A 26,957-nucleotide genomic window follows, 5' to 3' on the forward strand; every position below is an offset into this window, starting at 1 on the left:
TCGTCGAGCTATCAGTTTAAATGTGGTAGAATAACTAAGGTTAGGATTTTAAATTGAGGTGAATAACAATGATCGGTATTATTGGAGCTATGGACGAAGAAGTAGCAATCTTAAAAAATAAACTTGTGAATTTAGAAGAGATTAATATTGCACATGTATATTTTTACAAAGGTTATATAAATGATAAAGCAGTCGTATTAACTCAAAGTGGCATTGGTAAAGTAAATGTAGCCATTTCAACAACATTATTAATAGAAAAGTTCAAACCTGATTTAATTATTAATACAGGTTCTGCAGGTGCATTGGATAAATCATTAAATGTTGGTGATATTGTAGTAAGCGATATGGTTGCTTATCATGATGCTGATGCTAGAGCATTTGGTTATCAGTTAGGACAAATACCACAAATGCCTGCACAATTCGTAGCAGATAAATCATTGATTGACAAAGCGACACAAGTAATTACAAATCAACAACTCATTGCTAAGGTAGGCTTGATTGTAAGTGGTGACAGTTTTATTGGTACAAAAGACCAACGAATGAAAATTAAAACAAATTTCCCTCAAGCGATGGCTGCAGAAATGGAAGCAACTGCGATTGCACAGACTTGCTATCAATTTAATTTACCATTTATTATCACACGTGCAATATCAGATTTAGCAGATGGAGACGCTGGTATCACATTTGATGAATTTTTAACAAAAGCAGCAAACTCTTCTAGTACAATGGTAGAAAATTTAATTAAAAATATATAAAAAAGGTGAATTGAAATAATGGGTATAATAAAGAAATACTTTATGCCAAATGAATATGTGCAATCTATTTTTCAAATTGATATAGATAAGCTTGCAGAATCTGGCGTAAAAGGTATCATTACTGATCTAGATAATACACTAGTGGGATGGGATGTTGCTGATCCTACAGAAGCAGTTAAAATTTGGTTTGAAGAGGCAAAACAAAAAGGCATTACGATTACAATTGTTTCTAATAATAATGAAAAAAGAGTTGGTAGCTTTTCTAAATCATTAAAAGTAGATTATATTTTTAAAGCAAGAAAACCAAGAGGGCGTGCATTTGATCGTGCAATGCATTCTATGAGTTTAGACCCATCAGAGATAGTGGTAATAGGTGATCAAATGTTAACGGATGTATTTGGTGGTAACAGACGTGGCTTATTTACTATTATGGTAGTACCTGTCAAACAAACAGATGGCTTAATTACTAAATTTAATCGTCTTATTGAACGCAGATTATTACAACATTTTAGAAAAAAAGGATATATAAAATGGGAGGAAAATTGATTGAGTGAAGTGGATGTATTGAAATGCATAGGTTGTGGTGCCCCTTTACAGTCTGAAGATTCTGATGCACCGGGTTATGTTCCAGAACATAACTTATTTCGTGAAGATGTTGTGTGTAAAAGATGTTTTAGACTAAAAAATTATAACGAAGTTCAAGATGTAGGTTTAGATAGCGATGACTTTTTAAATTTACTTAATGGCTTAGCAGATAAAAAAGGCATAATAGTAAATGTTGTGGATGTATTTGATTTTGAGGGTTCATTTATCAATGCAATTAAACGTATCGTCGGCAACAAAAAAATTATTCTTGTAGCGAATAAAATAGATCTTTTGCCAAAACAAATAAATAAACGTCGTGTAAAAGAATGGTTGAAGAAAACAGCTAAAAAATATGGACTTGATGCTGAAGATGTCGTGCTTATTTCTGCAGACAAAAATGAAGGTATTGAAAATCTATTAACTTCTATTAACAATATCAGAAACGATGAAGACGTATATATTGTAGGAACTACAAATGTAGGTAAATCAACTTTAATTAATAAATTAATAGAACGCAGTGTAGGAGAAAAAGATGTTGTTACAACTTCAAGATTTCCTGGCACAACGTTGGACATGATTGATATTCCACTTGATGAAACGACGTTTATGTATGATACACCAGGAATTATTCAAGCGCACCAAATGACACATTTAGTATCTGAACATGAACTAAAAACAATTATGCCTAGAAAAGAAATTAAACAACGTGTTTATCAGCTTAACGAAGGACAAACATTATTTTTCGGTGGACTTGCACGTATAGACTATATTAGTGGCGGAAAAAGACCGTTAGTCTGTTACTTTTCTAATGATTTAAATATTCATAGAACAAAAACAGAAAAAGCTAATGAATTATGGCGAAATCAATTAGGATCTGTATTAGCACCACCTCATAATCCTGAAAATTTTGATTTGAGAAATGTTAAAGCCGTAAGGTTAGAAACTGGTAAAGAAAAACGTGATGTAATGATTTCTGGATTAGGCTTTATTACGATAGACGCAGGTGCAAAAGTCATTGTACGCGTGCCAAAAAATGTTGATGTTATTTTAAGAAATTCAATTATGTAAGGTGTGTAAAATATGAAATATGCAGTAATAGGCCACCCAATTGATCATTCTTTATCTCCAGTGATGCATAATGCTAATTTTGAATCTTTAAATTACAATGCAGCATATGAAGCAATTAATATTCCTGAAGATAAATTCCATCTAATAAGAGAAATTATTTCAGATAAAGCACTTTCTGGTTTTAATGTAACAATTCCGCATAAGGAACGTATTATACCTTTTTTAGATGAAATTGATGAACAATCAGAAACTGTAGGTGCCGTGAATACGGTTAAGATAGAAGATGGTAAATGGATTGGTTATAATACAGATGGTATAGGTTATGTTAAAGGATTGCAACGCGTGTATCCAGATCTAAAACATGCCTATATCTTAATTTTAGGTGCAGGCGGTGCTAGTAAAGGCATTGCGAATGAATTAACAAAATATGTACAACCCAAACTTACTATTGCAAACAGATCTTTAGACAGATTTGAACAATGGAATTTGAATGTAAACAAAATTCGATTATCTGATGCTGAATTAGCATTATCCGAATTCGATATTATCATCAATACGACACCAGCAGGAATGAACACAAATCAAGAAATACCAATTAGTTTGAAGCATCTAGAGTCTGATACGTTAGTGAGTGACATTGTGTACGTACCCTTTAAAACACCAATCTTAGAACAAGCTGAAGTCCAAGGTAACCCAATCTATAATGGCTTGGATATGTTTGTTTATCAAGGTGCAGAAAGTTTTAAAATATGGACAGATATAGAACCGGACGTGCAAGTTATGAAACGCACAGTTTTAAATTATTTATAAAAGGAGCATTTTATGTTAACAGGTAAACAAAAGAGATTTTTGAGAAGTAAAGCACATAATGTTGACCCAACTTTCCAAATCGGAAAATCTGGTGTTGGTGAAAATATGATAGAACAATTAAATGATATTTTAGAAAATAGAGAATTAATAAAAATACATGTATTACAAAATAACTTTGAAGACAAAAATGATTTAGCGCAAACTTTAAGCGATGCAACTCATAGTGAAATTGTTCAAGTAATCGGGTCTATGATTGTCTTGTATAAAGAATCACAAGATAATAAACAAATTCAATTGCCATAATGTCTAAAACGATAGTCTTATATGGTGGGCAGTTTAACCCGATTCATACAGCTCACATGGTTGTTGCTAGCGAAGTGAATCATGTTATTAAACCAGATTTGTTTTACTTTATTCCAAGTTATATGTCACCGCTCAAAGCGCATGATGATTACTTAGATGCGAAATATAGAATTGATATGATCCATTGTGCAATTAATGAACTTGGGTTTGGATCTGTTTATTTAGACGAAGTCGAACGCAAGGGACAAAGTTACACGTATTTTACAATTAAACATATTTTAGAAAAACATCCAAATGCTAAACTATATTTTGTTATAGGCACTGACCAATATATTCAGTTAGAAAAGTGGTATGAGATTGAAAATTTGAAATCAATGGTAACCTTTGTAATTGTGAATCGTGGTAAAACAAAGCAAGAAGTTTCAAATAATATGATAGCAATTAATATTCCACGCATAGATATAAGTTCAACACTCATCAGGGAAAGAGTAAAAGAACATAGTAATATTCAAACGCTGGTGCCTCAAAGTGTAGAGAAATATATCAGAGAGGAAGGATTATATGAAATTTGATGAAGCTGTCTCCCTAGTTAAAGACAAATTACCTGAGAAAAGATATAATCATTCACTAAGAGTAGCAGAAACTGCTGTTAAATTAGCTGAACAGTATGATGGGGATAAAGTCAAGGCAGAACTCGCAGGTATATTACATGATTATAGTAAGTACGATGATTTGGGATCTATGTATCAGATTGTTAGACAAAATGATTTGGATAGTAACTTGTTGAGTTACGGATCAGAAATCTTACACGGTCCAGTCTGTGCTGTTATAATGGAGCAACAATTTGGTGTAAACGATGAAGAAGTGTTACTTGCTATTAAAAATCATACAACTGGTCGTGCTCAAATGACTAAAACAGAAAAATTAGTTTTTATCGCAGATTATATTGAACCTGGTCGTCAAACCCCAGGCGTTGAAGAAATTAGAGATTTAGCATACAATCAAGGTAGCTTAGATAAAACCATTTATGAAATATCTAAGCGAACTGTTTTATATTTAATCACGAAAGATATTACCGTTTATGATGCCACGATTGCTTGCTTGAATTATTACAATTATAGTGACGAAAGAGTAAAGGATGATTAAATGAAATCAGATCAATTATTAAATTTAGCTGTCAATGCAACTGAGAATAAAAAAGCAGAAGATATTATTTCTTTAAATATGCAAGGTATTAGCGATATGACTGACTATTTTATCGTATGCCACGGCAATAATGAAAGACAAGTTCAATCCATCGCACGTGCAGTTAAAGATGCTGCAAATGAAGCGGAAATCGAAGTAAAACGAATGGAAGGCTTTAATGAAGCAAGATGGATTTTAATTGACTTGGTCAACGTAGTAGTACACGTATTCCATAAAGATGAACGTGATTATTACAACTTGGAGAAATTATATCGTGATGCACCATTAGAATCTTATGGACAGGCAGTTTATTAATAATGGCTCAATATGAAGAAATGAGCTATTACTATGATCAATTAACTTTAGATCAGCCATACGAATCATGGCTTGATATTGTAAATTATTATGCTAAAAACAAATCAACTATCTTAGATATTGGTTGTGGTACAGGCAGTTTCACCTCAAAATTAAACGACTTTGATAATATAACGGGTATGGATTTAAGTGTTGATATGCTTTCGATAGCAATGCAAAAATCCAGTGAAGTGAATTGGATAGAAGGTGATATGACAGAATTCGACCTTAACCAACAATATGATGCAATAACCATTTTTTGTGATTCTTTAAATTATTTAACAGAATATGGAGATGTGTTATCTACTTTTCAGCGAGTATATCATCATCTAGAGCCGAATGAGGGTGTATTTATGTTTGATGTCCATACTGAACACAAGATGAATACATTATTCAATAATCAAAGTTATATTGATGAAACAGAAAATGTATTTTTAGCTTGGGAAGCGATTCGTGGCGAAGAACCCTTAAGCGTATGGCATGATATGACATTTTTTATAAAACAAGATGATAACTTATATAAAAGATTTGATGAGTCACATTACCAAAAGACTTATTCAAAAGATGTTTACACTAAAATGTTAGAATCATGTGGTTTTAAACATATAACGACATTTGTTGATTTTGAATTTGAAAACCAGAATGACAATCAAGAAGGAGAGCGCTTGTTCTTCATTGTTAAAAAATAAAAAAGTAAAATCACTCCTTTATACGTGTAAACTATAAAGGAGTGATTTTTTGTTACCATTATGGGAATTGTTTAAAGAAAGATTTAGTCAATTTAATTCTACAATAAAGGTTTGTGTTATGCTATTTATAATAGTGACTGTAGCCTTTACTTTATCATTTTTGATAAACCGTGATAACGAACAAATGAAAAAAAGTAATGATATGACACCAATAGAATTGCCAGAGCATAACCAATCCATACCAAATGAAAAAAGTGAACATTCATCGAATAAAAATGAAACACTAAGCAATGACCATACCAAAGATTCGTTTGTTTATGTTGATATCAAAGGTGCGGTTAAATATCCGAATGTTTATAAAATGAGAAATAATGATCGAGTTAAACAGTTGTTGGATAAAGCTATCGTTTCAGAACATGCTGATTTAACGAACATTAATTTATCGGAACGATTAATAGATCAGAAAATGATATATATTCCTAAAAAAGGGGAGCATGCTCATTTACAAGCTCAGAATCAATTGAATAAAAGTGAAACCGCCACAAATTTTTCAGAAAAAAAAGATGCTGATGGCGCAACTGTAAATTTAAATACTGCAAAAGAAAGCGAGCTTACCAGTATACCGGGAATAGGAAAAGTCAAAGCTAAAGCTATCATTGAATATCGTGAGCAAAACGGTAATTTTAAATCTATTGATCAGTTGAAAGAAATTAATGGATTCGGTACTAAAACAATAGAAAAATTAAGTTCATATTTAACAATCTAAAATTTTGTTGTATTTTTTCGAAAATCGATTTAATCTATAAATATCACATTAAAAATTTACATAAATTGGAGGTTTAGTATCATGGATCGTATTAAATGGGAAGAATACTTTATGGCGCAAAGTCATTTATTAGCGCTGCGTTCTACATGTCAAAGATTGTCTGTAGGAGCAACGATTGTAAAAGATAATAGAATTATAGCCGGAGGGTATAATGGTTCTGTGTCTGGAGAAGTACATTGTATTGATGAAGATTGTCTGCTGGAAGATGGTCATTGCATTCGTACGATACACGCAGAAATGAACGCGTTGCTACAATGCGCAAAACAAGGGGTGTCAACAGAAGGAGCAACGATTTATGTTACACACTTTCCGTGTTTGAATTGCACAAAGTCAATTATTCAAGCTGGTATTAAAACGATTTATTATGCTGAAGACTATCATAATTATCATTATGCTTTAGATTTGTTAAAACAATCAGGTATTGTGTATAAAAAAATTGCATTTAATCAAGAACACGTAGCACAATATTTAATAAATAAATAAAATTGATTTATTATGCTTTAGCTTATTTGGCTGGTAACTTGCTACTATTTAATAAATTTTTATCTTTTATTTTAATACTTGGGCTAGTCATAATAATGAAAAGAAAAAGCTTTAGTTTAATTCATTTTATCATGATAGTTATCATATCTTTAAGTAGTTTTATGATGTTTCAAAATGACTTGAGATCAGAAAAAGAATACCATTCTTCAATGATAAATAAAGTATTTCAAGGAAAAGCTAAGTTAATCACAAAACCCCATTTGGAGCATCGTATACTTAAAGGTAAAGTTAAAATAGATAAAAAGCTTTATACTTACATTTATAATATACATGCATCAAAAAATATAGAAATAAAAAATGTTTCTGATTTTTTGTTCCAAAAAACTTGTGAGGTACACGGACAGTTTAGAACATTAAGAAACGATACAAGACCTAATCTTATTTTTATTATTCAAAATATTCACCTTTCAAGTTGTTACGAAGACACAAGCACTTTTTCTGATACTTTAAATAAACATAAAGCGTTTATTTATGAAAAAATGCAACAATGGAAAATAGCTTTCCCTGAAAAAACAATTGCATTAATTACAGGCGATACATCGCTTATGAAAAAAGATGATTTAGATATAATTAAAAAGATTGGCATTGCGCATCTACTTGCTATTAGTGGAACACATATAGCTATTATTATTGCAATCATATGTTATATCCTTAACAGGATAAAATGTCCATTGTTTTTAACCAAACTAATATTAATCATATTATTACCTATTTATTGCATGTATACAAATATGTCTCCAAGTGCTGTGAGAGCAATATTTATGAGTTTGTTTATAATCATATTTCCAAAATATATTATAAGGAATTCAATGAACATTTTAGGATTTTTATTCATATTTTTAACGTTTTTAAATCCCTCGTTAATTTATCATGTCGGATTTCAACTTTCCTTTTTAATCACTTTTTCAATCCTTTTTGCCAGTCCATTACTAAAGAATTTAGGTATTGTTCGATCTTTGTGCTATATCACGTGGATTGCACAATTAAGCTCATTTATCTTAAGTTGTATCCATTTTCATCAAATTCAATGGATTGGTCTAATATCAAACATCTTTTTTGTTCCATTCTATTCTTTCATATTATTTCCCTTCGTTATTTTTCTTACTTTTATCATACATTTGCCAATAAAACCTTTATTTATAATCAACTTATATAATCAATTAATTGTTTTGCATGATAAAGTGGTCGGATTTTTTGATAAACTTAACCTTTATCAATGGTATATTCCCAACTTAAATAATCTCCAAATAACTATAATATGTCTCATTTCGTTTCTATGTTTAGTTTTATTCGTTCATAAATGCTATAAATTTATGATAATCACTTTAATTACCTTATATATTGTCTCTACAATTCTACCTCAAGTACGCGACTACCAACTTACAATGTTGGATGTAGGACAAGGTGACGCCCTGTTATTTGAAACTAAATTACACGAATCATTATTAATCGATACAGGCGGTAATTTTAATTCGACACAGAACTTTGCGAATCACAGTATTTCAAAATATCATATCTTACCAACATTAAAACGACATAATATAAAAAAGATAGATTACGTTGTGGTTACACATCCACATCTTGATCATATCGGTGAACTAGATTATTTAACAAAAAGTTTAAAAATTAAAAATATCATTATCAATGCAAATAGTTTTAAAATTAAAGAACTAAATCATTTAAAAAATACTTGTTTAAAAAAGGATATCAAGTTAATAGATTTCAAAAATAAACCACAATTTTTTATGAATAAAGCGAAAGTTAATCTATTAGATGCTACAATTTCCAATTCTGATAATTTAAATGAACAATCAATCATTATATTAATACAGTACAAAAGTTATAAAATCTTATTAATGGGAGATGCAACAAATAATAATGAAGAGAATTTAATACATAAATATCATTTATATAATGTTGATATTTTAAAAGTTGGACATCATGGCAGTCGTACGAGTACAAGTAATAATTTATTGAAAGCAATTAGACCTAAAATAGCTCTCATTTCAGTAGGTGAAAAAAATAAGTATAGACTTCCCAATCCTCAAATTATCAATAGATTAAAATCTTTTGACATTAAAATATTTCAAACAAATATCAACGGAGAAGTGAACATATTATTTAAAAACCAAATAGAAATTCACTCACAATTTAATTAAAATTTTTAATTAGTGAGAAGCTATGACGCGTGTTATAATTATAAAACGTGTAATAGAAATGAAAGGGTGCTAAGAATGAGCAGCAATATAATAACGATATATGGTGAAGTACCTGAACTAATTGAAAAAAAAGCTTCTGAAGTCATTGAACAATATTTAGATGCACCAAAAGATGAATTCAATTTCGTTAAATATAACTTATATGAAAATGATTTAGCTCCAATTATTGAAGAAACGCTGACAATGCCTTTTTTCTCTAATAAAAAGGCTGTTCTAGTACAAAATGCATATGTATTTACTGGTGAGAAGCCACCTAAAGAGTTAAATCATAATATTGATCAACTAATAGAATTTATAGAAAAATACGATGGTGACACTTTAATATTATTTGAAGTAAATCATTCTAAACTAGACGAAAGAAAAAAAGTTGTTAAATCTTTGAAAAAACATGCACAAATTAAAAAAATAGAACAAATGTCAGAAGAAGAAATAAAGCATTGGATAAAAAGTCAACTGCATGAAAATTATAAAGATATTAAACAAGATGCACTAGATTTAGTTATTGAATTAACTGGAGTTAATTTTAATATTGTTAAGCAAGAAATAGAAAAACTTATTTTATTTTTAGGTGATAGAACGACAATTAACAAAAATGATGTTCATCAAATTGTTAATAGGAGTTTGGAACAAAATGTTTTTTTGCTCACTGAATATATCCAAAAAAATAAGAAAACAAAAGCTATTCAATTGGTTAAAGACTTAATAGCGATGAAAGAGGAACCTATAAAATTATTAGCTCTAATTACGAGTAATTATCGACTTTTCTATCAAAGTAAAATATTAGGACAAAAGGGTTATAGTGGTCAACAAATTGCTAAAACAATCAATGTTCATCCCTATAGAGTAAAGTTGGCTTTAAATCAAGCAAGACACTACGAATTAGAAAGTTTATTAAATATCATTGATAATTGTGCAGAAACAGATTATAAATTAAAGTCATCTTATATGGATAAACACCTTATACTTGAACTGTTTATTTTATCCTTATAAATTAGGCGTTTTTAGTTTTAACTAACCGTCATACTGCATATAATGTTGTCGATGAATTATAACGTAAGTATCTACAATGTTTAATCTTATAAAACCATATATAGAGAGAAAAAAGCCCAGAAGAGATTTCACTTATTGCAAATCATTTCTGGGCTAAATTTATGAAGCATGAGTTCGATATATTTAAAAAATAAAAAAAGTTCAAGCGTAGGCTTGAACTTTAAATTATTTAGCAGCTGTCATTAAAGATGATTTAATTCTAGCAGCTTTGTTAGAATGTATTAAGTTGCGTTGAGCAGCTTTATCTACTTTTTTCAATGCAAAGCTTACTAATTCAGCTTTATCGTCAGCATTAGTGTCGATTGCTGTATGAGCTCTTTTCACAGCTGTACGCATTGCATTTTTTTGTGAAATATTACGTTCTTCAGTTACATGAGTAGTATTAACACGTTTAATTGCAGATTTAATGTTTGGCATGTCTGTCACCTCCTAAAAGTGTGATCTTCGCTATCAAAAATTAATTTGATTACAACAAGAAATATTTTATCAAAACAACCAGGTTTCTGCAATCATTTATTTATATTAAGACGCGTAAAGTCGCGATAAATGGTACAATAATAATTATAATGACAAAAGGTATACATAAAAATAGTTACATAGACGATAAAATATACACATAACTTTAAAATTTACTATTAATTTTATCAAGTTTGCAATTAGTACATAAAAACGTTATTATATCAAAGAATGTCATACATATTTACGGGCTAGAATTATGAAAGTGAGACTGATAATACATGGATAAAGAAAATCGTTTAAGCAAGCGTGAAAATATAAGAAACTTTTCTATTATTGCACATATTGACCATGGGAAATCTACATTAGCAGATAGAATTTTGGAAAATACTAAATCTGTTGAATCACGTGAGATGCAATCACAGTTATTGGATTCTATGGATTTAGAGAGAGAACGCGGTATAACAATAAAGTTAAATGCTGTGCGTTTAAAATATGATGCAAAAGATGGTGAGACTTATACGTTTCACTTGATCGATACACCTGGACACGTAGATTTTACATATGAAGTTTCTAGATCATTAGCTGCCTGTGAGGGGGCTATATTAGTTGTAGATGCTGCGCAGGGCATAGAGGCTCAAACATTAGCCAATGTTTATTTGGCACTAGATAACGATTTAGAGTTATTACCAGTTGTAAATAAAATTGATTTACCAGCAGCAGAACCTGAACGTGTAAAGCAAGAAGTAGAAGATGTAATAGGGCTAGATAAAGATGATGTCGTATTAGCCAGTGCAAAATCAAATATTGGCATTGAAGATATATTAGAAAAAATTGTAGAAGTGGTACCACCACCGCAAGGAGATCCAGAAGCGCCGTTAAAAGCATTGATTTTTGATTCAGAATATGATCCGTATAGAGGCGTTATTTCTTCAATTCGAATAGTTGAAGGAACTTTGAAAACGGGTGATGAAATTAAAATGATGGCTACAGGAAAATCTTTTGAAGTTACCGAAGTAGGTATCAATACACCTAAACAATTACCAGTTAGTGAGCTAACGGTAGGGGATGTAGGTTATGTCATTGCCAGTATTAAAAATGTAGATGATTCACGTGTCGGAGATACGATTACACATCTAGATCGTCCAGCAGCAGAGCCGTTAAAAGGTTATAAAAAAATGAATCCGATGGTTTTCTGTGGTTTATTCCCTATAGATAATAAAGATTACAATGATTTACGAGAGGCATTAGAAAAGTTGCAATTAAATGATGCTTCATTAGAATTTGAACCTGAGTCATCTCAAGCATTAGGTTTTGGATATAGAACAGGTTTCTTAGGTATGTTGCATATGGAAATTATTCAAGAACGTATTGAACGTGAGTTTGGAATAGAACTAATTGCTACAGCACCATCTGTGATTTATGAATGTATTCTTAAAAATGGTGATGAAATCTCTGTTGATAATCCAGCATATATGCCTGAAAGAGATCAAATTGATACGGTATATGAACCTTTTGTAAGAGCGACAATGATGGTACCAAATGATTATGTCGGTGCAGTTATGGAATTATGTCAACGTAAACGTGGACAATTTATTAATATGGAATATTTAGATGATATTCGTGTCAATATTATTTATGAATTGCCACTTTCTGAAGTTGTATTTGATTTCTTTGATCAGCTTAAATCAAATACAAAAGGCTATGCTTCTTTTGATTATGAATTCATTGATAATAAAGAAAGTGACCTAGTCAAAATGGATATATTACTAAATGGAGAGAAAGTAGATGCACTTAGTTTTATAGTTCATAAAGATTTCGCATATGAAAGAGGAAAAGCGTTAGTTGAAAAGCTAAAAACGCTTATACCTAGACAACAATTCGAAGTACCTGTACAAGCAGCAGTTGGACAAAAAATAGTCGCCCGTACAAATATAAAATCAATGGGTAAAAATGTCTTATCTAAGTGTTATGGTGGAGATATTAGTCGTAAGAGAAAACTATTAGAAAAGCAAAAAGCTGGTAAGGCAAAAATGAAATCAGTTGGTAATGTTGAAATACCACAGGATGCTTTCCTTGCAGTGCTTAAGATGGACGAAGATTAATATTATTACTTAATAAATATTGGGGCCTTAAATCCATTCGATTTATGCCCCGGTTTTTTTGTTATGTTAATCTATTTTATTTAACGAAAGAAGGTCATCTCAAAATGGAAGTGAAAAGTGCTTATATCCATATTCCTTTCTGTGTCAAAATTTGTACTTATTGCGATTTCAATAAATATTTTATACAAAATCAACCAGTGGATCAGTATTTAGATTGCTTAATAAACGAAATGAAACAAAGTAAAGTTAGATCTTTAGAAACAGTTTTTGTCGGTGGTGGCACACCTACTGCTTTATCATATGAGCAACTTGAGAAATTATTGACTGCAATTACAGAAATCTTTGAAATTAAAGGAGAATTTAGTTTTGAAGCGAATCCGGATGAATTAACATTAGAAAAAGTACAATTGTTAAGGGATTATGGTGTAAATAGATTGTCGATGGGCGTTCAAACATTTAAACCTGAATTGTTAGAGATATTAGGACGTTCTCATAAGACTGAAGATATATACAGAGCCGTATCGAATGCAAGACAAGTTGGGATACCTTCTATAAGTTTAGATTTAATGTACCATTTACCACAACAAAGCTTAGAAGATTTCAAAGATAGTTTAGAAAAAGCGTTATCGATGGATATTGATCATATTTCAAGTTATGGCTTGATTTTAGAGCCTAAAACTCAGTTCTATAATATGTATCGTAAAGGGCAGCTAAAAATCCCAAACGAAGATGTCGGAGAAGAAATGTACGAATATTTATTAAAGAGGATGCATGAGACTGAGTTACATCAATATGAAATTTCAAACTTTGGTAAAAAAGGACATGAATCAGAACACAATAAAGTTTACTGGAAAAACGAAGGCTATTATGGATTTGGAGCCGGGGCAAGTGGTTACGTAAATGGCGAACGTTACAATAATGTAAATCCCGTGAATCATTATATAAAAAAGATACAAAATAACGAAAGACCTATTCTTGACGCAGTATATCCAACAGAAAGTGAACAAATGGAAGAAGAGATGTTTCTAGGTTTAAGAATGAACCAAGGTGTAAGTAGAAAACGGTTTAATCAAAAGTTTAATAAAACGATTGATGACGTTTATGACGAAGCGATTAAAGATTTAAAACAGAGAGAATTAATTTATGATACAGGTGACTATATTTCTTTAACAGAGAGAGGTAAAGTAATTGGAAACCTAGTATTTGAAGCGTTTTTACTGAATGTTTAATTTTTTAAAAAAACTGAAGCTTTAACATTGACTTACTTTGACCAATTTGATAAATTATAATTAGCACTTGAAACAAAAGAGTGCTAATGAGGTGAAAACATGATTAGTGATAGACAATTGAGCATTTTAAATGCAATTGTTGAAGATTATGTTGATTTAGGTCAACCAATTGGTTCCAAAACACTGATTGAAAGACATAATTTAAATGTTAGTCCTGCCACTATCAGAAACGAAATGAAACAACTAGAGGAACTTCATTTAATAGAAAAAACACATACTTCATCAGGACGTTCTCCATCAGAGTCAGGCATCAGATATTATGTGAATCAATTATTGCAACAAACATCTCATCAACAACACAAAAAAATACAACGTTTAGGAGATTTACTGGTTGAAAATCATTATGATATTTCCTCAGCTTTGAGTGAATTCGCGAATGAACTTTCAATCGCTTCTCAGTATACAACGTTGGTAATGCGTCCAAATCACAAGAAAGATATTATTAATAACATTCACTTGATTCGAGCAAATGCATATTTAGTAATCATGGTCGTTGTTTTTACATCTGGCCATGTTGAACACTTACATTTAGTATCCAAAGCACGTTTATCGAGTGATGAATTGACAAATATAGCTAATTTTGTGACTGCAAAATATAATGCGTTAAATCAACAACGCTTGGAAAATGAACTAAATGCCTTTGCAAAGTCAGATTTTGAAAAAGATTTTATAAAGGACATGTTAGATACAATAGATGTTCATTTTGATAATCAAAGTAATGGCATTTACATGGGTGGAAAGGTTAAACTAATTGATGCACTAAACGAATCAAACGTTTCTTCTATTCAACCTATATTGCAGTATATTGAATCAAACAAAATTACTCAGCTACTTGATGAAATGTCAAATTCATCAATTAATGTTAAGATTGGACAGGAAATCGAATCAAGCTTGAGCGATATTTCTATTGTCACTACAGAGTATCACATTGACGATAGACTTAAAGGTCAAATTGCGGTTATCGGACCAACGGCAATGAATTATCAGAATGTAATACAATTACTAAATACGATTTGGTAATTAAGAATTGTATTGGATGGAGGGCAGAAAATGACAGAAAAAAATGAATCAGTATTCGATGAAAACGAAAAGACTGAAGATATCAATCAAGAAACACCAAACAATCAAACAACTTCAGTTGAAGATGCTGATGAAATAGCTAACGAATCACAAGATAATCTGCAAGAGGAAAATTCTGAAGATATTGAGGCAGATATCGATCCTAAAGATGAAGAAATTCAACAATTAAAAAATAATGTTCAAGAAGAAGAAGAAAAATATTTAAGATTATATGCTGAATTTGAAAATTATAAGCGTAGAATCCAAAAAGAAAATCAAACGATGAAAGCATATAAAGCTCAAGATGTTTTAAATGACATTTTACCGACTATAGATAATATAGAACGAGCTTTACAAATTGAAGGCGAAGATGAGCAATTTAAATCATTACAAAAAGGTGTAGAAATGGTTTATGAAAGCTTGTTGAACGCATTGAAAAATAACGGTTTAGAAAAAATTGAGGCTGAAGGTCAACAGTTTGATCCAAATGTACATCAAGCTGTAGTACAAGAAGATAATCCTGATTATGAATCAGGTCAAGTTACTCAAGAACTACAAACTGGTTATAAATTGAAGGAACGTGTTTTAAGACCTTCAATGGTTAAAGTAAATCAATAAGTTTATTGATGAAAATACCGAATTTTTTAAACAAACAGGAGGAATTTATTTATGAGTAAAGTAATAGGTATTGACTTAGGTACAACAAATTCATGTGTAGCAATCTTAGAAGGTGACGAACCAAAAGTTGTTCAAAACCCAGAAGGTGCTAGAACAACACCATCTGTTGTAGCATTTAAAAATGGTGAAACTCAAGTAGGTGAAGTTGCTAAGCGTCAAGCAATTACAAACCCTAATACAATTCAATCTATCAAACGTCATATGGGTACTGAGCACAAAGTAGACGTAGAAGGTAAATCATACACACCACAAGAAATATCTGCGATGGTATTACAAAACCTTAAGAGTACTGCAGAAGATTACTTAGGTGAAAAAGTAGAAAAAGCAGTTATCACTGTTCCTGCATATTTTAATGATAGTGAACGTCAAGCTACAAAAGATGCTGGTAAAATTGCAGGCTTAGAAGTTGAACGTATTATTAACGAACCAACAGCAGCAGCATTAGCTTATGGTTTAGATAAAACAGAACAAGATCAAAAAGTCTTAGTATTTGACCTAGGTGGCGGTACATTCGACGTATCTATCCTTGAATTAGGTGACGGTGTATTCGAAGTACTTTCAACTGCAGGTGATAATAAACTAGGTGGGGACGACTTTGACCAAGTTATTATCGATTATTTAGTTGCAGAATTTAAAAAGGAAAATGGCGTAGACCTATCACAAGACAAAATGGCATTACAACGTCTAAAAGACGCAGCTGAAAAAGCTAAAAAAGACTTATCAGGTGTTTCTCAAACACAAATCTCATTACCATTTATTTCTGCAGGTGAAAATGGTCCACTACACTTAGAATTAAGTTTAACACGCTCAAAATTTGAAGAATTAGCTGATTCATTAATCAGAAGAACAATGGAACCAACTCGCCAAGCTATGAAAGATGCAGGTATCAGTAGTTCTGATATCGATGAAGTTATTTTAGTTGGTGGTTCAACAAGAATTCCTGCAGTTCAAGATGCTGTGAAAAAAGAAGTAGGTAAAGATCCTCACAAAGGTGTTAACCCAGACGAAGTAGTAGCAATGGGTGCTGCTATCCAAGGTGGCGTTATCACTGGTGATGTTAAAGATGTAGTATTACTAGACGTAACACCTCTTTCATTAGGTATTGAAATAATGGGTGGACGTATGAATACATTGATTGAAAGAAATACTACTATCCCTACATCTAAATCACAAGTTTATTCAACGGCAGCAGATAATCAACCAGCAGTTGATATTCACGTATTACAAGGTGAACGTCCAATGGCTTCTGACAACAAAACACTTGGCAGATTCCAATTAACTGATATTCCACCAGCTCCACGTGGTGTACCACAAATCGAAGTAACTTTTGATATCGATAAAAATGGTATCGTTAATGTTACTGCAAAAGATTTAGGTACAAATAAAGAACAAAATATTACGATTCAATCAAGTTCTTCACTTTCTGATGATGAAATCGATCGTATGGTGAAAGATGCTGAAGAAAATGCTGAAGCAGATAAACAACGTCGTGAAGAAAGTGATTTAAGAAACGAAGCAGATAGCTTAGTATTCCAAGTTGAAAAAACAATTACTGATTTAGGTGAAAACATCAGTGAAGATGATAAAAATAATGCAGAAGAGAAAAAAGAAGCTTTAAAATCTGCGCTTGAAGGCGAAGATATTGATGACATTAAAGCTAAAAAAGAAGAACTAGAAAAAGTAGTTCAAGACTTATCTGCTAAAGTTTACGAGCAAGCTGCTCAAGCACAACAACAAGCACAAGGTGAACAAGCAAGTGGTTCAGATGATAGCAATGTTGAAGATGCTGATTTCACAGAAGTAAATGATGATGATAACAAAGACGACAAAAAATAAGTTTAGTTATTAATTGCTATTGAAAGCAGAATATGACACAATTGCTTAGCCAAATTAAGTCAAAGTCAATTGAACATTGGCTTTGACTTTTTCCTTTTTAATAAGTAATTTAATCAAACGTAAAAGGAGAGATAAAAGTGGCCAAAAGAGATTATTATGATATCTTAGGCGTCAGTAAAGATGCTTCTAAAGATGAAATAAAAAAGGCTTACCGTAAATTATCAAAAAAATATCATCCTGACATCAATAAAGAAGAAGGTGCAGACGAAAAGTTCAAGGAAATTTCAGAAGCATATGAAACGTTAAGTGATGAAAACAAGCGTGCAAACTATGATCAATTTGGTCATGATGGACCACAAGGTGGATTTGGCGGCCAAGGATTTGGTGGTCAAGACTTTAGCGGTTTCGGCGGCGGTTTCGAAGATATATTCAGTTCATTCTTCGGTGGTGGACGTCAAAGAGATCCGAATGCACCTAGAAAAGGTGATGACCTACAATATACAATGACTGTTACTTTTGAAGAAGCTGTATTCGGTACAAGCAAAGAGATTTCAATACGCAAAGATGTAACTTGTCATACTTGTGATGGTGAAGGTGCAAAACCGGGAACTAAGAAAAAAACGTGTCATTACTGTAATGGTTCAGGACATGTTGCTGTAGAACAGAATACAATATTAGGTAGAGTTAGAACTGAAAAAGTTTGTCCAGTATGTAGTGGTTCTGGTCAAGAATTTGAAGAACCTTGTCCGACATGTCACGGAAAAGGAACCGAAAACAAAACAGTTAAAATTAATGTTACAGTGCCAGAAGGTGTAGATAATGAACAACAAATAAGATTAGCAGGTGAAGGTGCGCCAGGAGAAAATGGTGGACCACAAGGTGATCTATACGTTGTATTTAGAGTTAAACCTTCTGAAACATTCGAAAGGGACGGCGACGATATTTACTTTTCACAAGATATCAGCATCGCACAAGCAACACTTGGTGATGAAATTAAAGTCCCAACTTTAAAAGGTCATGTTATGTTAACAATTCCTGGCGGAACACAATCAGGAAAACAATTTCGTCTTAAAGAAAAAGGTGTAAAAAATGTTCATGGCTATGGCTATGGTGATTTATTTATCAACGTGAAAGTTGTTACACCTACTAAGATAAATGAACGTCAAAAAGAATTGTTAAGAGAATTTGCTGAAATTGATGGTGAATCATTAACTGAGCAACCGTCAAATTTTAAGGATAAAGCAAAAAGATTCTTTAAAGGAGAATAAAATATGAACTGGACTGAAATATCAATCACTGCAAATCATGATGCCATACCAATTATTTCTAATATTTTAGAAGAATTTGGATCAAACGGAGTTGTTATCGAAGATTCATTAGATCTTCGAAATGATTTTGCTGACAAATTTGGTGAAATTTATGAACTAAATCCTGATGATTACTCAGTTAACGGCGTAAGAGTTAAAGCATATTTTAATGAAATAAAATATACTCAGGATTTTAAAAATGATTTGATTCGAAAAATTAAAAGTATTGAATCTTTGGACGCAAAAATATTTGAATATCAACAACAAACAATTCAAGAACATGATTGGGAAAATGAATGGAAAAATTATTTTCATCCGTTTAGAGCTTCTGCTAAATTTACAATTGTTCCAAGTTGGGAAACATATCAAAAAGAAGACGAAAATGAAATGTGTATTGAGTTGGATCCAGGTATGGCTTTTGGTACAGGTGATCATCCAACGACAAGTATGTGCTTGAAAGCTATTGAAACTTTCATGAAGCCAGATGATTCAGTGATTGATGTTGGTACAGGTTCAGGCATACTTAGCATTGCATCATATTTATTAGGAGTAGAACGCATAAAAGCGATTGATGTAGATGAAATGGCCATTAAAGTTGCGAAAGAAAATTTTGAAAAAAACAATTGTGTTAAAGCTATTGAGGCTGCGCCAGGCAATTTACTTACAGAAGAAACTGAAAAGTTTGATGTCGTTATTGCAAATATTTTAGCTCATATTATTGAAGAAATGATTGAAGATGCTTATAATACGTTAAATAAAGATGGTTATTTTATAACTTCTGGTATTATCACAGAGAAACACGAAACAATTTTAGTACAGATGAAGCGTGTAGGGTTTAAAATCATTTCTATTAATCATGAAAACGGTTGGGTATGTATCGTTGGACAGAAAGTGAGCGATTAAGCAATGCAGAGATATTTTATTGACCAAAACGCTGATATAAATCAGCGTTTTTTTATTACAGATCAAAATGATATACATCATATTACAAAGGTAATGCGATATCAAATTGGTGACCAAATTATTATTACTTTTTCAGATCAAAGCGTTTATAAATGTAAAATCGAAAATATAACTATGGCACAAATTGAAATTACTTTAATGAAAAAAATAGATATCGATTCTGAATTACCACAACATATAACAATTTGCAGTGGGTTAATTAAAGCGGATAAGTATGAATGGATGATACAAAAATCCACAGAGTTAGGTGCAAGTCAATTTATCGCTGTTGGTATGCAAAGATCCGTTGTAAAACTAAATGAAAATAAAGTTATCAAGAAGTTAGAACGTTGGCAAAAAATTATAAAAGAAGCTGCTGAACAAAGTTATAGGTTAATTATTCCAGAAATAGAGTATAAGTCGAATTTAAAAGAAATTTATGATATTATAAATGAATATGATTATGTATTGATTGCTTATGAAGAATCTGCTAAGTGTGGGGAAAAAAGTACTTTTAAGGCAGTTGTTCAACAATTTGAACCTGGTGATCGTGTGTTAATCATTTTTGGGCCTGAAGGTGGCTTGTCTGAATCAGAAATTAAGTTATTTGGTAGTTCAGCATACCAAGTCGGTCTAGGGCCTAGGATATTAAGAGCTGAAACTGCACCGTTATATACTTTAAGTGCTGTAAGCTTTCAAAAAGATTTATTGGGGTGATATTTATGTCAACAGTTGCATTTCATACATTAGGATGTAAAGTGAATCATTATGAAACAGAGGCAATTTGGCAATTATTTAAAGAAGCAGATTACAACCGTGTTGATTTTGAAACAAATGCTGATGTGTTTGTTATTAATACGTGTACGGTAACTAATACGGGTGATAAAAAAAGTAGGCAAGTCATTAGACGTGCTATAAGACAAAATCCAGAGGCAGTGGTATGTGTAACTGGTTGTTATGCACAGACATCTCCTGCTGAAATTATGGAAATACCTGGCGTAGATATTGTGGTTGGCACTCAAGATCGGACGAAGTTAATCGGTTATATCAATGAGTTTAAAAAAGAAAGACAACCCATTAATGGTGTGGGAAACATCATGAAAAATCGTACATATGAAGAATTAGAAGTTCCATACTTTACAGATAGAACAAGAGCCTCGTTGAAGATACAAGAAGGGTGCAATAATTTTTGTACTTTCTGTATTATTCCTTGGGCTCGTGGCTTAATGCGATCTAGAGACCCTGAAAAAGTGATAGAACAAGCAACTACACTTGTAAATTCAGGATATAAAGAAATTGTTTTAACTGGGATTCATACAGGTGGATATGGTCAGGATTTAAAAAATTACAATTTAGCACAATTATTACGTGACTTAGAAACTGTAGATGGCTTAGAGCGTATTAGAATTTCATCGATTGAAGCAAGTCAATTAACAGATGAAGTTATTAGTGTAATTGAGCAATCAAACAAAGTTGTACGTCATCTTCATATCCCATTACAATCTGGGTCTGATTCAGTGTTGAAGAGAATGAGAAGAAAATATACTATGGCTCATTTTTCAGAGCGATTGACTCGTTTACATGAAGCACTACCAGGTTTAGCAGTCACAAGTGATGTCATTGTTGGTTTCCCAGGTGAAACTGAAGAAGAATTCCAAGAAACATATGATTTTATTGTTGAACACAAATTTTCAGAATTACATGTATTTCCTTATTCTTCAAGAATTGGCACACCAGCTGCTAGAATGGACGACCAAGTTGATGAAAATATTAAAAATGAGCGTGTACATCGCTTAATTCATTTAAGTGATCAGCTTGCTAAGACGTATGCATCAAAATTTGATCAAGAAGTACTTGAAGTTATTCCAGAAGAAGTTGGCAGTGAGCCAGGGACATTAATAGGTTTTGCTGATAATTATATGAAAGTTCAATTCGCTGGCGATGAATCTCTAATCGGTGAACTCGTAAAGGTAAAAATCACTCAACCTGATTACCCAATCAATCAAGGTGAATTACTAAGAGTGGTACATCATGCTACCAATACAACAGAACATTCTGTTACTGTATAAAATTTAATTGATAATGATTCAATGCAAACACCTCTACATGGTGTAAAATGAATCATGAAATTAAAATTTTACTAATTGACCACATTAATCAGATATATTATACTAATTAATACATGGTAATTACCGTGTAATGATTATAAAGTTTCGTTGATATTTGGAGGGAGGGAAATACACATGTCTAAAACAGTAGTCAAAAAGAACGAATCACTTGAAGATGCGTTACGTCGTTTCAAACGTACAGTTTCTAAAAGCGGTACAATTCAAGAAGTACGTAAACGTGAATTTTACGAAAAACCTAGCGTTAAACGTAAAAAGAAATCAGAAGCTGCACGTAAACGTAAATTCAAATAATTAATTGTTTCGTTGACTCCCTCAACACCAACATTAATTATAAACCATAATAGCCTTAGTTGTTCATACAGCTAAGGCTATTTTTATTTATTAACTTAGATAAATGAACTACACTATATATTCCTATTTATGATTTTCATAAGCATTAGAAAATCTAATACTTAGTTTAAAAATTACCATAATCACGTTAATTAAGCATTAATGTTGTACATCTCGTGCAGCAGGTTGAAATTGATTATTTTTCTGGGAATATCATTTAATAACAAATGAATAATATTATGATTTTTATTGTGTAAACGGTATAATCATATATTTATTTCATGTATAATTAAATTGAGAGTGAGGTGATAAAGTGATTCCTTCGATGAGCAGTATACATATTATCTTTTCAACCAAACTTGTTGAAAACGGAAACTGGATAGACAATGTTTCTAACTTTATTGTTAGTCCAATAGGTGCTTTGATATTAACTTGTATTATCTTCTTAGGTTTTTTGTACCAGTTATATTCAAATAGAATAAATATTGTCGGAATTATATCAACATTAGCATTATTCATTTTCTTTTTAGGATTTTTTGTAAAAGGAGATGTCAACTTTTATTCTGTTGTTTTATTCGCTATTGGTGTGATATTTGTTATCATTGAATTATTTGTAGTGGGTGCAATTATTGGCATTATAGGTATGGCGTTAATCGTTTTTAGTATTGTTACTTTAGGTGATAATCTAGTGTACATGATTGCTAATGTTGTCGTAGCCTTAATATTATCAATCATAGAGTGGGTGATACTTGTGAAATTTTTCAAACGTAAAATACCGTTTTTAGATAAAGTTGTATTGAAGGATTCTACAAATGCAGAAGCAGGTTATACATCACATGAAGATCGCTCTCATTTAGTTGGAGAAGTTGCAACTACATCTACAGATTTGAGACCAGCAGGAATTATTATTTATAACAATGAACGTATCGATGCAGTTTCAGATGGTTCTTTTATATTACGGAATAAACAAGTTACTATTCTGGAAGTTGAAGGTACTCGAGTTGTTGTGAGAGAAATAGAAACATAAAGGAGAATGAGTATGATTGGAATTTTAATTATAGCAGTTATAGTCGTAATTGCATTATTGTTATTATTTTCTTTTGTACCTGTTGGATTGTGGATTTCAGCAATCGCAGCGGGTGTAAAAGTAGGCATTGGTACCCTAGTAGGTATGAGATTACGTAGAGTTTCTCCACGTAAAGTAATATCACCTTTAATTAAAGCTCATAAAGCAGGGTTAAACTTGACAACGAACCAACTTGAATCACATTATTTAGCAGGTGGTAACGTTGACCGTGTTGTTGATGCAAATATCGCTGCACAAAGAGCTGATATTAATTTACCTTTTGAACGTGGTGCAGCTATAGACTTAGCAGGACGTGACGTGTTAGAAGCAGTTCAAATGTCTGTAAATCCAAAAGTAATTGAGACACCATTTATCGCTGGTGTTGCAATGAATGGTATCGAAGTTAAAGCAAAAGCAAGAATCACAGTACGCGCGAATATTGCAAGATTAGTCGGTGGTGCTGGAGAAGAAACGATTATTGCACGTGTTGGTGAAGGTATTGTTTCTACAATTGGTTCTAGTGAGCACCACACACAAGTGCTTGAAAATCCTGATAATATTTCTAAAACGGTTTTAAGTAAAGGTTTAGATTCAGGTACAGCTTTTGAAATTTTATCAATCGATATTGCAGATGTAGACATTAGCAAGAACATTGGTGCAGATTTACAAACTGAACAAGCGCTTGCTGATAAAAATATCGCACAAGCAAAAGCCGAAGAACGACGTGCAATGGCAGTAGCACAAGAACAAGAAATGAAAGCAAAAGTACAAGAAATGCGCTCTAAAGTTGTTGAAGCGGAAGCAGAAGTTCCACTAGCTATGGCTGAAGCATTACGTTCAGGTAATCTTGGAGTGAAAGATTATTATAATCTGAAAAATGTTGAAGCAGATACTGGTATGAGAAATTCTATTAACCAACGTACAAAAAAAGAAGATGATGAATCACCGGAATAATAAATAGGGGTGATTAAATGAATATAGGTATTATTATCTTTGTAGTATCTGTCATTTTTACGATAATTGGTGCTATTAACGATGATAGTCATAAAAAGCGAAAAAAACAACAACCGCCAGCTAATAAACAGCCGAATCAGTCTGAAACACCACCAAAAAAACGTGGTTTCCTTGAAGAAGTTGGAAAAACATTTTCTGAGTTAGAAAAACAATTTAATGATGGTCCTTTTACTCAGGAAGAACATACACCAAAGCAGAATAAACCTGCTGAAACACGAGCTGAAAAGATGGAAACTGAGATGCCTCAACAAGAAACATCAACGGTTCCTAAACATAATGAAACCGAAGCTGAAAAAGTAAAACGTGAACAAAAGCAACAAGATGATACACTTCAAAAAGAGCTTGAAGCTGATTTAATGGGCAAAATGGAAGACGTACGTAATGAAATCGATCGTGAAACTGAGAAAAAAATACAAAGAACTGAGAAAAAAGCACGAGATATCATTTCTGATAAATATTTATCAGAGAGAACTAAGCGCTATCGTTTAAAACAGTTAATGAATGCGCATTCTGTTCAAAGCTCTGGCACAAATGCTCAATATAGATTTGCTGATGATGAAGTTGTTAATGGTATTATTTGGTCTGAAGTATTAGAAAGACCAAAAAAATTATAAATTTATTTAAACTCAACTTATAAAGTTAGATTTTTGACTTTGTAAGTTGAGTTATTTTTAATTTCAAAATATATAGTTAATTTTTATAATATACTTTCTTAATACTCTGGTTTACATAAAAATAACAATTTATGTTAATTTTTAATTCACTTTGAAATAATATGAGAATATTTCATGATATAATAACATTGAAGTTGCAGTATGATTTATTCAAATTGTTAATTTTATAATAATGCTTATTTCATATCATGCATCATGATTATTTTTGTAACTTAAAATCTAATAGGATAAAATAATAGAAACGAATATATTTGTAAAGGAGCAACTATATGCCTGGAATTATTCAAATAGATGACATCAATGAAGCACAAGCACTCATTGGTAATAATGATGAAAATCTTAAATCAATTGAAGAAGGATTTGATGTCATAATACATGCTCGAGGACAAGAAATAGCCGTAAAAGGTGAAAAAGTTGAGCATGTAGAACAAGCAGAATCAGTACTGATTAATTTATTAAAAGTAATACAGCAAGGCGTAACTATATCGCTCAAGGATGTAGAAGCCGCTGTTAAAATGGCAAAAAATGGTACGATTCATTACTTATTAGATTTATATGATGACGAAATTACTAAAGACGCGTTTGGTAAAACGATACGGGCTAAAACTATGGGACAAAGACTTTATGTCAATGCAATGTATCATAATGACTTAGTATTTGGCGTTGGACCAGCAGGTACAGGGAAAACATTTTTAGCCGTCGTTTATGCCGCTAAGCAACTGCGAAAAGGTAATGTCAAACGTATTGTGTTGACAAGACCTGCAGTAGAAGCTGGTGAATCATTAGGGTTTTTACCTGGTGATTTGAAGGAAAAAGTAGATCCTTATTTGCGCCCGTTATATGATGGTTTAAATACTGTTTTAGGAAGAGAACAAACTGCTAGATTTATCGAGCGTGGCGTTATAGAAATAGCACCATTAGCATATATGAGAGGGAGAACGCTTGATGATGCATTTGTTATTTTAGATGAAGCGCAAAACACTACCCATGCTCAGATGAAAATGTTCTTAACAAGGTTAGGTTTTGGTTCGAAAATGGTTGTAACTGGTGATAAGACACAAATTGACTTACCTAAAGGTGTTAAAAGTGGCCTTAAAGAAGCAATAGCAAAGTTACACAATGTTAAAGGGCTAAGTATCCATCATTTAGACCAAAACGACGTTGTTCGTCATCCACTTGTAAGTAAAATAATTGATCGTTATGAGGGAGAAGAATAAATGTTTACAATAGATTTTAATGATCATACTGAATTAGTTGATAACAACTGGTTTAAGCAAATAGACGATCTTCTTACTTTTGCAAAAGAGCAAGAAGGAATAGAAAACGATGCTGAATTATCTGTGACATTTGTAGACAAAGCAGAAATTCAGCAAATTAATAAAATGTATCGAGATAAAGACAAAGTAACAGATGTAATATCCTTTGCTTTAGAAGAAGATGAACCCGAAATTAGTGGTTTAGACATACCTAGAGTACTTGGAGATATTATCATATGCACTGAAGTTGCTCAATCACAAGCAGATGCATATGGACATTCGTTTGAAAGAGAACTTGGCTTCCTCGCCCTTCATGGTTTTTTACATTTATTAGGATATGATCACATGGATGAAGCGGAAGAAAAAGAAATGTTTGGTCGTCAAGATGAAATTTTAAATGCCTACGGGTTGCCAAGAGATTAGAGGTAG

Annotated in this window: 29 protein-coding genes; 28 read left to right on the top strand and 1 reads right to left on the bottom strand. The window is 31.8% G+C overall.

The window, feature by feature from the left end:
* Positions 1–68: 68 nt before the first annotated feature.
* The 13 genes from mtnN (at position 69) to holA (ending at position 10,327) form a co-directional block, all read left to right on the top strand.
* Positions 69–755 carry a 5'-methylthioadenosine/S-adenosylhomocysteine nucleosidase gene (gene mtnN, locus KA926_RS10600; protein WP_210144303.1) on the top strand — a complete coding sequence of 229 codons (687 nt, stop codon included), beginning with the start codon at positions 69–71 and terminating at the stop codon, positions 753–755.
* A gap of 18 nt (positions 756–773) precedes the next feature.
* The gene (locus KA926_RS10605) at positions 774–1,301 is read left to right on the top strand and encodes a YqeG family HAD IIIA-type phosphatase (RefSeq protein WP_210144304.1); all 528 of its coding nucleotides are present in this window, start codon (positions 774–776) and stop codon (positions 1,299–1,301) included.
* A gap of 9 nt (positions 1,302–1,310) precedes the next feature.
* Entirely contained in the window at positions 1,311–2,408 is a 1,098-nt protein-coding gene (yqeH, locus tag KA926_RS10610; RefSeq protein WP_419109909.1) for a ribosome biogenesis GTPase YqeH, read from the top strand.
* Positions 2,409–2,420: 12 nt separating this feature from the next.
* Positions 2,421–3,218, top strand: a complete 798-nt coding sequence (gene aroE, locus KA926_RS10615) for a shikimate dehydrogenase (RefSeq protein WP_210144306.1) — start codon at positions 2,421–2,423, stop codon at positions 3,216–3,218.
* Positions 3,219–3,230: 12 nt separating this feature from the next.
* On the top strand, positions 3,231–3,521 hold the full coding sequence (yhbY, locus tag KA926_RS10620) for a ribosome assembly RNA-binding protein YhbY (RefSeq protein WP_210144307.1): 291 nt from the start codon (positions 3,231–3,233) through the stop codon (positions 3,519–3,521).
* Positions 3,521–4,093: a nicotinate (nicotinamide) nucleotide adenylyltransferase gene (gene nadD / locus KA926_RS10625; RefSeq protein WP_210144308.1), complete on the top strand. Its 573-nt coding sequence runs from the start codon at positions 3,521–3,523 to the stop codon at positions 4,091–4,093. Before yhbY ends, nadD begins: the two co-directional genes overlap by 1 nt.
* Entirely contained in the window at positions 4,083–4,667 is a 585-nt protein-coding gene (gene yqeK, locus KA926_RS10630; protein ID WP_210144309.1) for a bis(5'-nucleosyl)-tetraphosphatase (symmetrical) YqeK, read from the top strand. The genes nadD and yqeK overlap by 11 nt, the downstream gene beginning before the upstream one ends.
* A complete protein-coding gene (rsfS, locus tag KA926_RS10635; RefSeq protein WP_210144310.1) occupies positions 4,668–5,021 on the top strand; it encodes a ribosome silencing factor in 354 nt (117 codons plus the stop codon).
* A 2-nt stretch (positions 5,022–5,023) separates the two neighbouring features.
* A complete protein-coding gene (locus KA926_RS10640) occupies positions 5,024–5,749 on the top strand; it encodes a class I SAM-dependent DNA methyltransferase (RefSeq protein WP_210144311.1) in 726 nt (241 codons plus the stop codon).
* Between the two features lie 49 nt (positions 5,750–5,798).
* Positions 5,799–6,515 carry a helix-hairpin-helix domain-containing protein gene (locus tag KA926_RS10645; protein WP_210144312.1) on the top strand — a complete coding sequence of 239 codons (717 nt, stop codon included), beginning with the start codon at positions 5,799–5,801 and terminating at the stop codon, positions 6,513–6,515.
* Positions 6,516–6,596: 81 nt separating this feature from the next.
* Entirely contained in the window at positions 6,597–7,058 is a 462-nt protein-coding gene (locus KA926_RS10650; RefSeq protein WP_210144313.1) for a ComE operon protein 2, read from the top strand.
* 2 nt (positions 7,059–7,060) lie between these two features.
* Positions 7,061–9,277, top strand: coding sequence for a DNA internalization-related competence protein ComEC/Rec2 (locus tag KA926_RS10655; RefSeq protein ID WP_245335859.1), 2,217 nt, complete (start codon positions 7,061–7,063; stop codon positions 9,275–9,277).
* Between the two features lie 75 nt (positions 9,278–9,352).
* A complete protein-coding gene (gene holA, locus KA926_RS10660; RefSeq protein ID WP_181187603.1) occupies positions 9,353–10,327 on the top strand; it encodes a DNA polymerase III subunit delta in 975 nt (324 codons plus the stop codon).
* 225 nt (positions 10,328–10,552) lie between these two features.
* On the opposite strand, the gene rpsT is transcribed toward holA, so the two are convergent.
* Positions 10,553–10,804, bottom strand: coding sequence for a 30S ribosomal protein S20 (gene rpsT, locus KA926_RS10665; protein WP_019469386.1), 252 nt, complete (start codon positions 10,802–10,804; stop codon positions 10,553–10,555).
* 320 nt (positions 10,805–11,124) lie between these two features.
* Here rpsT and lepA point away from each other — a divergent pair, with 320 nt between their 5' ends.
* The 15 genes from lepA to ybeY all read left to right on the top strand — a co-directional run bounded on the left by lepA (position 11,125) and on the right by ybeY (position 26,951).
* Positions 11,125–12,948: a translation elongation factor 4 gene (lepA, locus tag KA926_RS10670; protein WP_107384904.1), complete on the top strand. Its 1,824-nt coding sequence runs from the start codon at positions 11,125–11,127 to the stop codon at positions 12,946–12,948.
* A 104-nt stretch (positions 12,949–13,052) separates the two neighbouring features.
* Entirely contained in the window at positions 13,053–14,177 is a 1,125-nt protein-coding gene (gene hemW, locus KA926_RS10675) for a radical SAM family heme chaperone HemW (protein WP_107384905.1), read from the top strand.
* Positions 14,178–14,276: 99 nt separating this feature from the next.
* Positions 14,277–15,257, top strand: coding sequence for a heat-inducible transcriptional repressor HrcA (hrcA, locus tag KA926_RS10680; protein ID WP_107384906.1), 981 nt, complete (start codon positions 14,277–14,279; stop codon positions 15,255–15,257).
* Between the two features lie 30 nt (positions 15,258–15,287).
* Entirely contained in the window at positions 15,288–15,914 is a 627-nt protein-coding gene (gene grpE, locus KA926_RS10685; protein WP_210144314.1) for a nucleotide exchange factor GrpE, read from the top strand.
* A 51-nt stretch (positions 15,915–15,965) separates the two neighbouring features.
* On the top strand, positions 15,966–17,810 hold the full coding sequence (gene dnaK / locus KA926_RS10690) for a molecular chaperone DnaK (RefSeq protein WP_019469381.1): 1,845 nt from the start codon (positions 15,966–15,968) through the stop codon (positions 17,808–17,810).
* 137 nt (positions 17,811–17,947) lie between these two features.
* Positions 17,948–19,078 carry a molecular chaperone DnaJ gene (gene dnaJ / locus KA926_RS10695; RefSeq protein ID WP_210137418.1) on the top strand — a complete coding sequence of 377 codons (1,131 nt, stop codon included), beginning with the start codon at positions 17,948–17,950 and terminating at the stop codon, positions 19,076–19,078.
* Positions 19,079–19,081: 3 nt separating this feature from the next.
* Complete coding sequence (gene prmA, locus KA926_RS10700) at positions 19,082–20,020, top strand: 50S ribosomal protein L11 methyltransferase (RefSeq protein ID WP_210144315.1); 939 nt, start codon at positions 19,082–19,084, stop codon at positions 20,018–20,020.
* A 3-nt stretch (positions 20,021–20,023) separates the two neighbouring features.
* The gene (locus KA926_RS10705; RefSeq protein ID WP_210144316.1) at positions 20,024–20,776 is read left to right on the top strand and encodes a 16S rRNA (uracil(1498)-N(3))-methyltransferase; all 753 of its coding nucleotides are present in this window, start codon (positions 20,024–20,026) and stop codon (positions 20,774–20,776) included.
* 5 nt (positions 20,777–20,781) lie between these two features.
* The gene (gene mtaB / locus KA926_RS10710; RefSeq protein ID WP_210144317.1) at positions 20,782–22,128 is read left to right on the top strand and encodes a tRNA (N(6)-L-threonylcarbamoyladenosine(37)-C(2))-methylthiotransferase MtaB; all 1,347 of its coding nucleotides are present in this window, start codon (positions 20,782–20,784) and stop codon (positions 22,126–22,128) included.
* A 174-nt stretch (positions 22,129–22,302) separates the two neighbouring features.
* A complete protein-coding gene (gene rpsU / locus KA926_RS10715) occupies positions 22,303–22,479 on the top strand; it encodes a 30S ribosomal protein S21 (RefSeq protein WP_002483157.1) in 177 nt (58 codons plus the stop codon).
* 364 nt (positions 22,480–22,843) lie between these two features.
* Complete coding sequence (locus KA926_RS10720) at positions 22,844–23,545, top strand: NfeD family protein (RefSeq protein ID WP_210144318.1); 702 nt, start codon at positions 22,844–22,846, stop codon at positions 23,543–23,545.
* A 6-nt stretch (positions 23,546–23,551) separates the two neighbouring features.
* Positions 23,552–24,538 (top strand): flotillin-like protein FloA, encoded by a 987-nt coding sequence (gene floA / locus KA926_RS10725; RefSeq protein ID WP_026034799.1) that lies wholly within the window; start codon positions 23,552–23,554, stop codon positions 24,536–24,538.
* Positions 24,539–24,555: 17 nt separating this feature from the next.
* A complete protein-coding gene (locus tag KA926_RS10730) occupies positions 24,556–25,212 on the top strand; it encodes a hypothetical protein (protein ID WP_210144319.1) in 657 nt (218 codons plus the stop codon).
* 329 nt (positions 25,213–25,541) lie between these two features.
* A complete protein-coding gene (locus tag KA926_RS10735) occupies positions 25,542–26,489 on the top strand; it encodes a PhoH family protein (protein ID WP_210137412.1) in 948 nt (315 codons plus the stop codon).
* Entirely contained in the window at positions 26,490–26,951 is a 462-nt protein-coding gene (gene ybeY, locus KA926_RS10740) for an rRNA maturation RNase YbeY (RefSeq protein ID WP_210144320.1), read from the top strand.
* The last annotated feature ends 6 nt before the right edge of the window (positions 26,952–26,957 follow it).

The organism is Staphylococcus sp. GDY8P94P (assembly GCF_017892255.1).
In the GTDB taxonomy this organism is placed as follows: Bacteria; Bacillota; Bacilli; order Staphylococcales; family Staphylococcaceae; genus Staphylococcus; species Staphylococcus cohnii.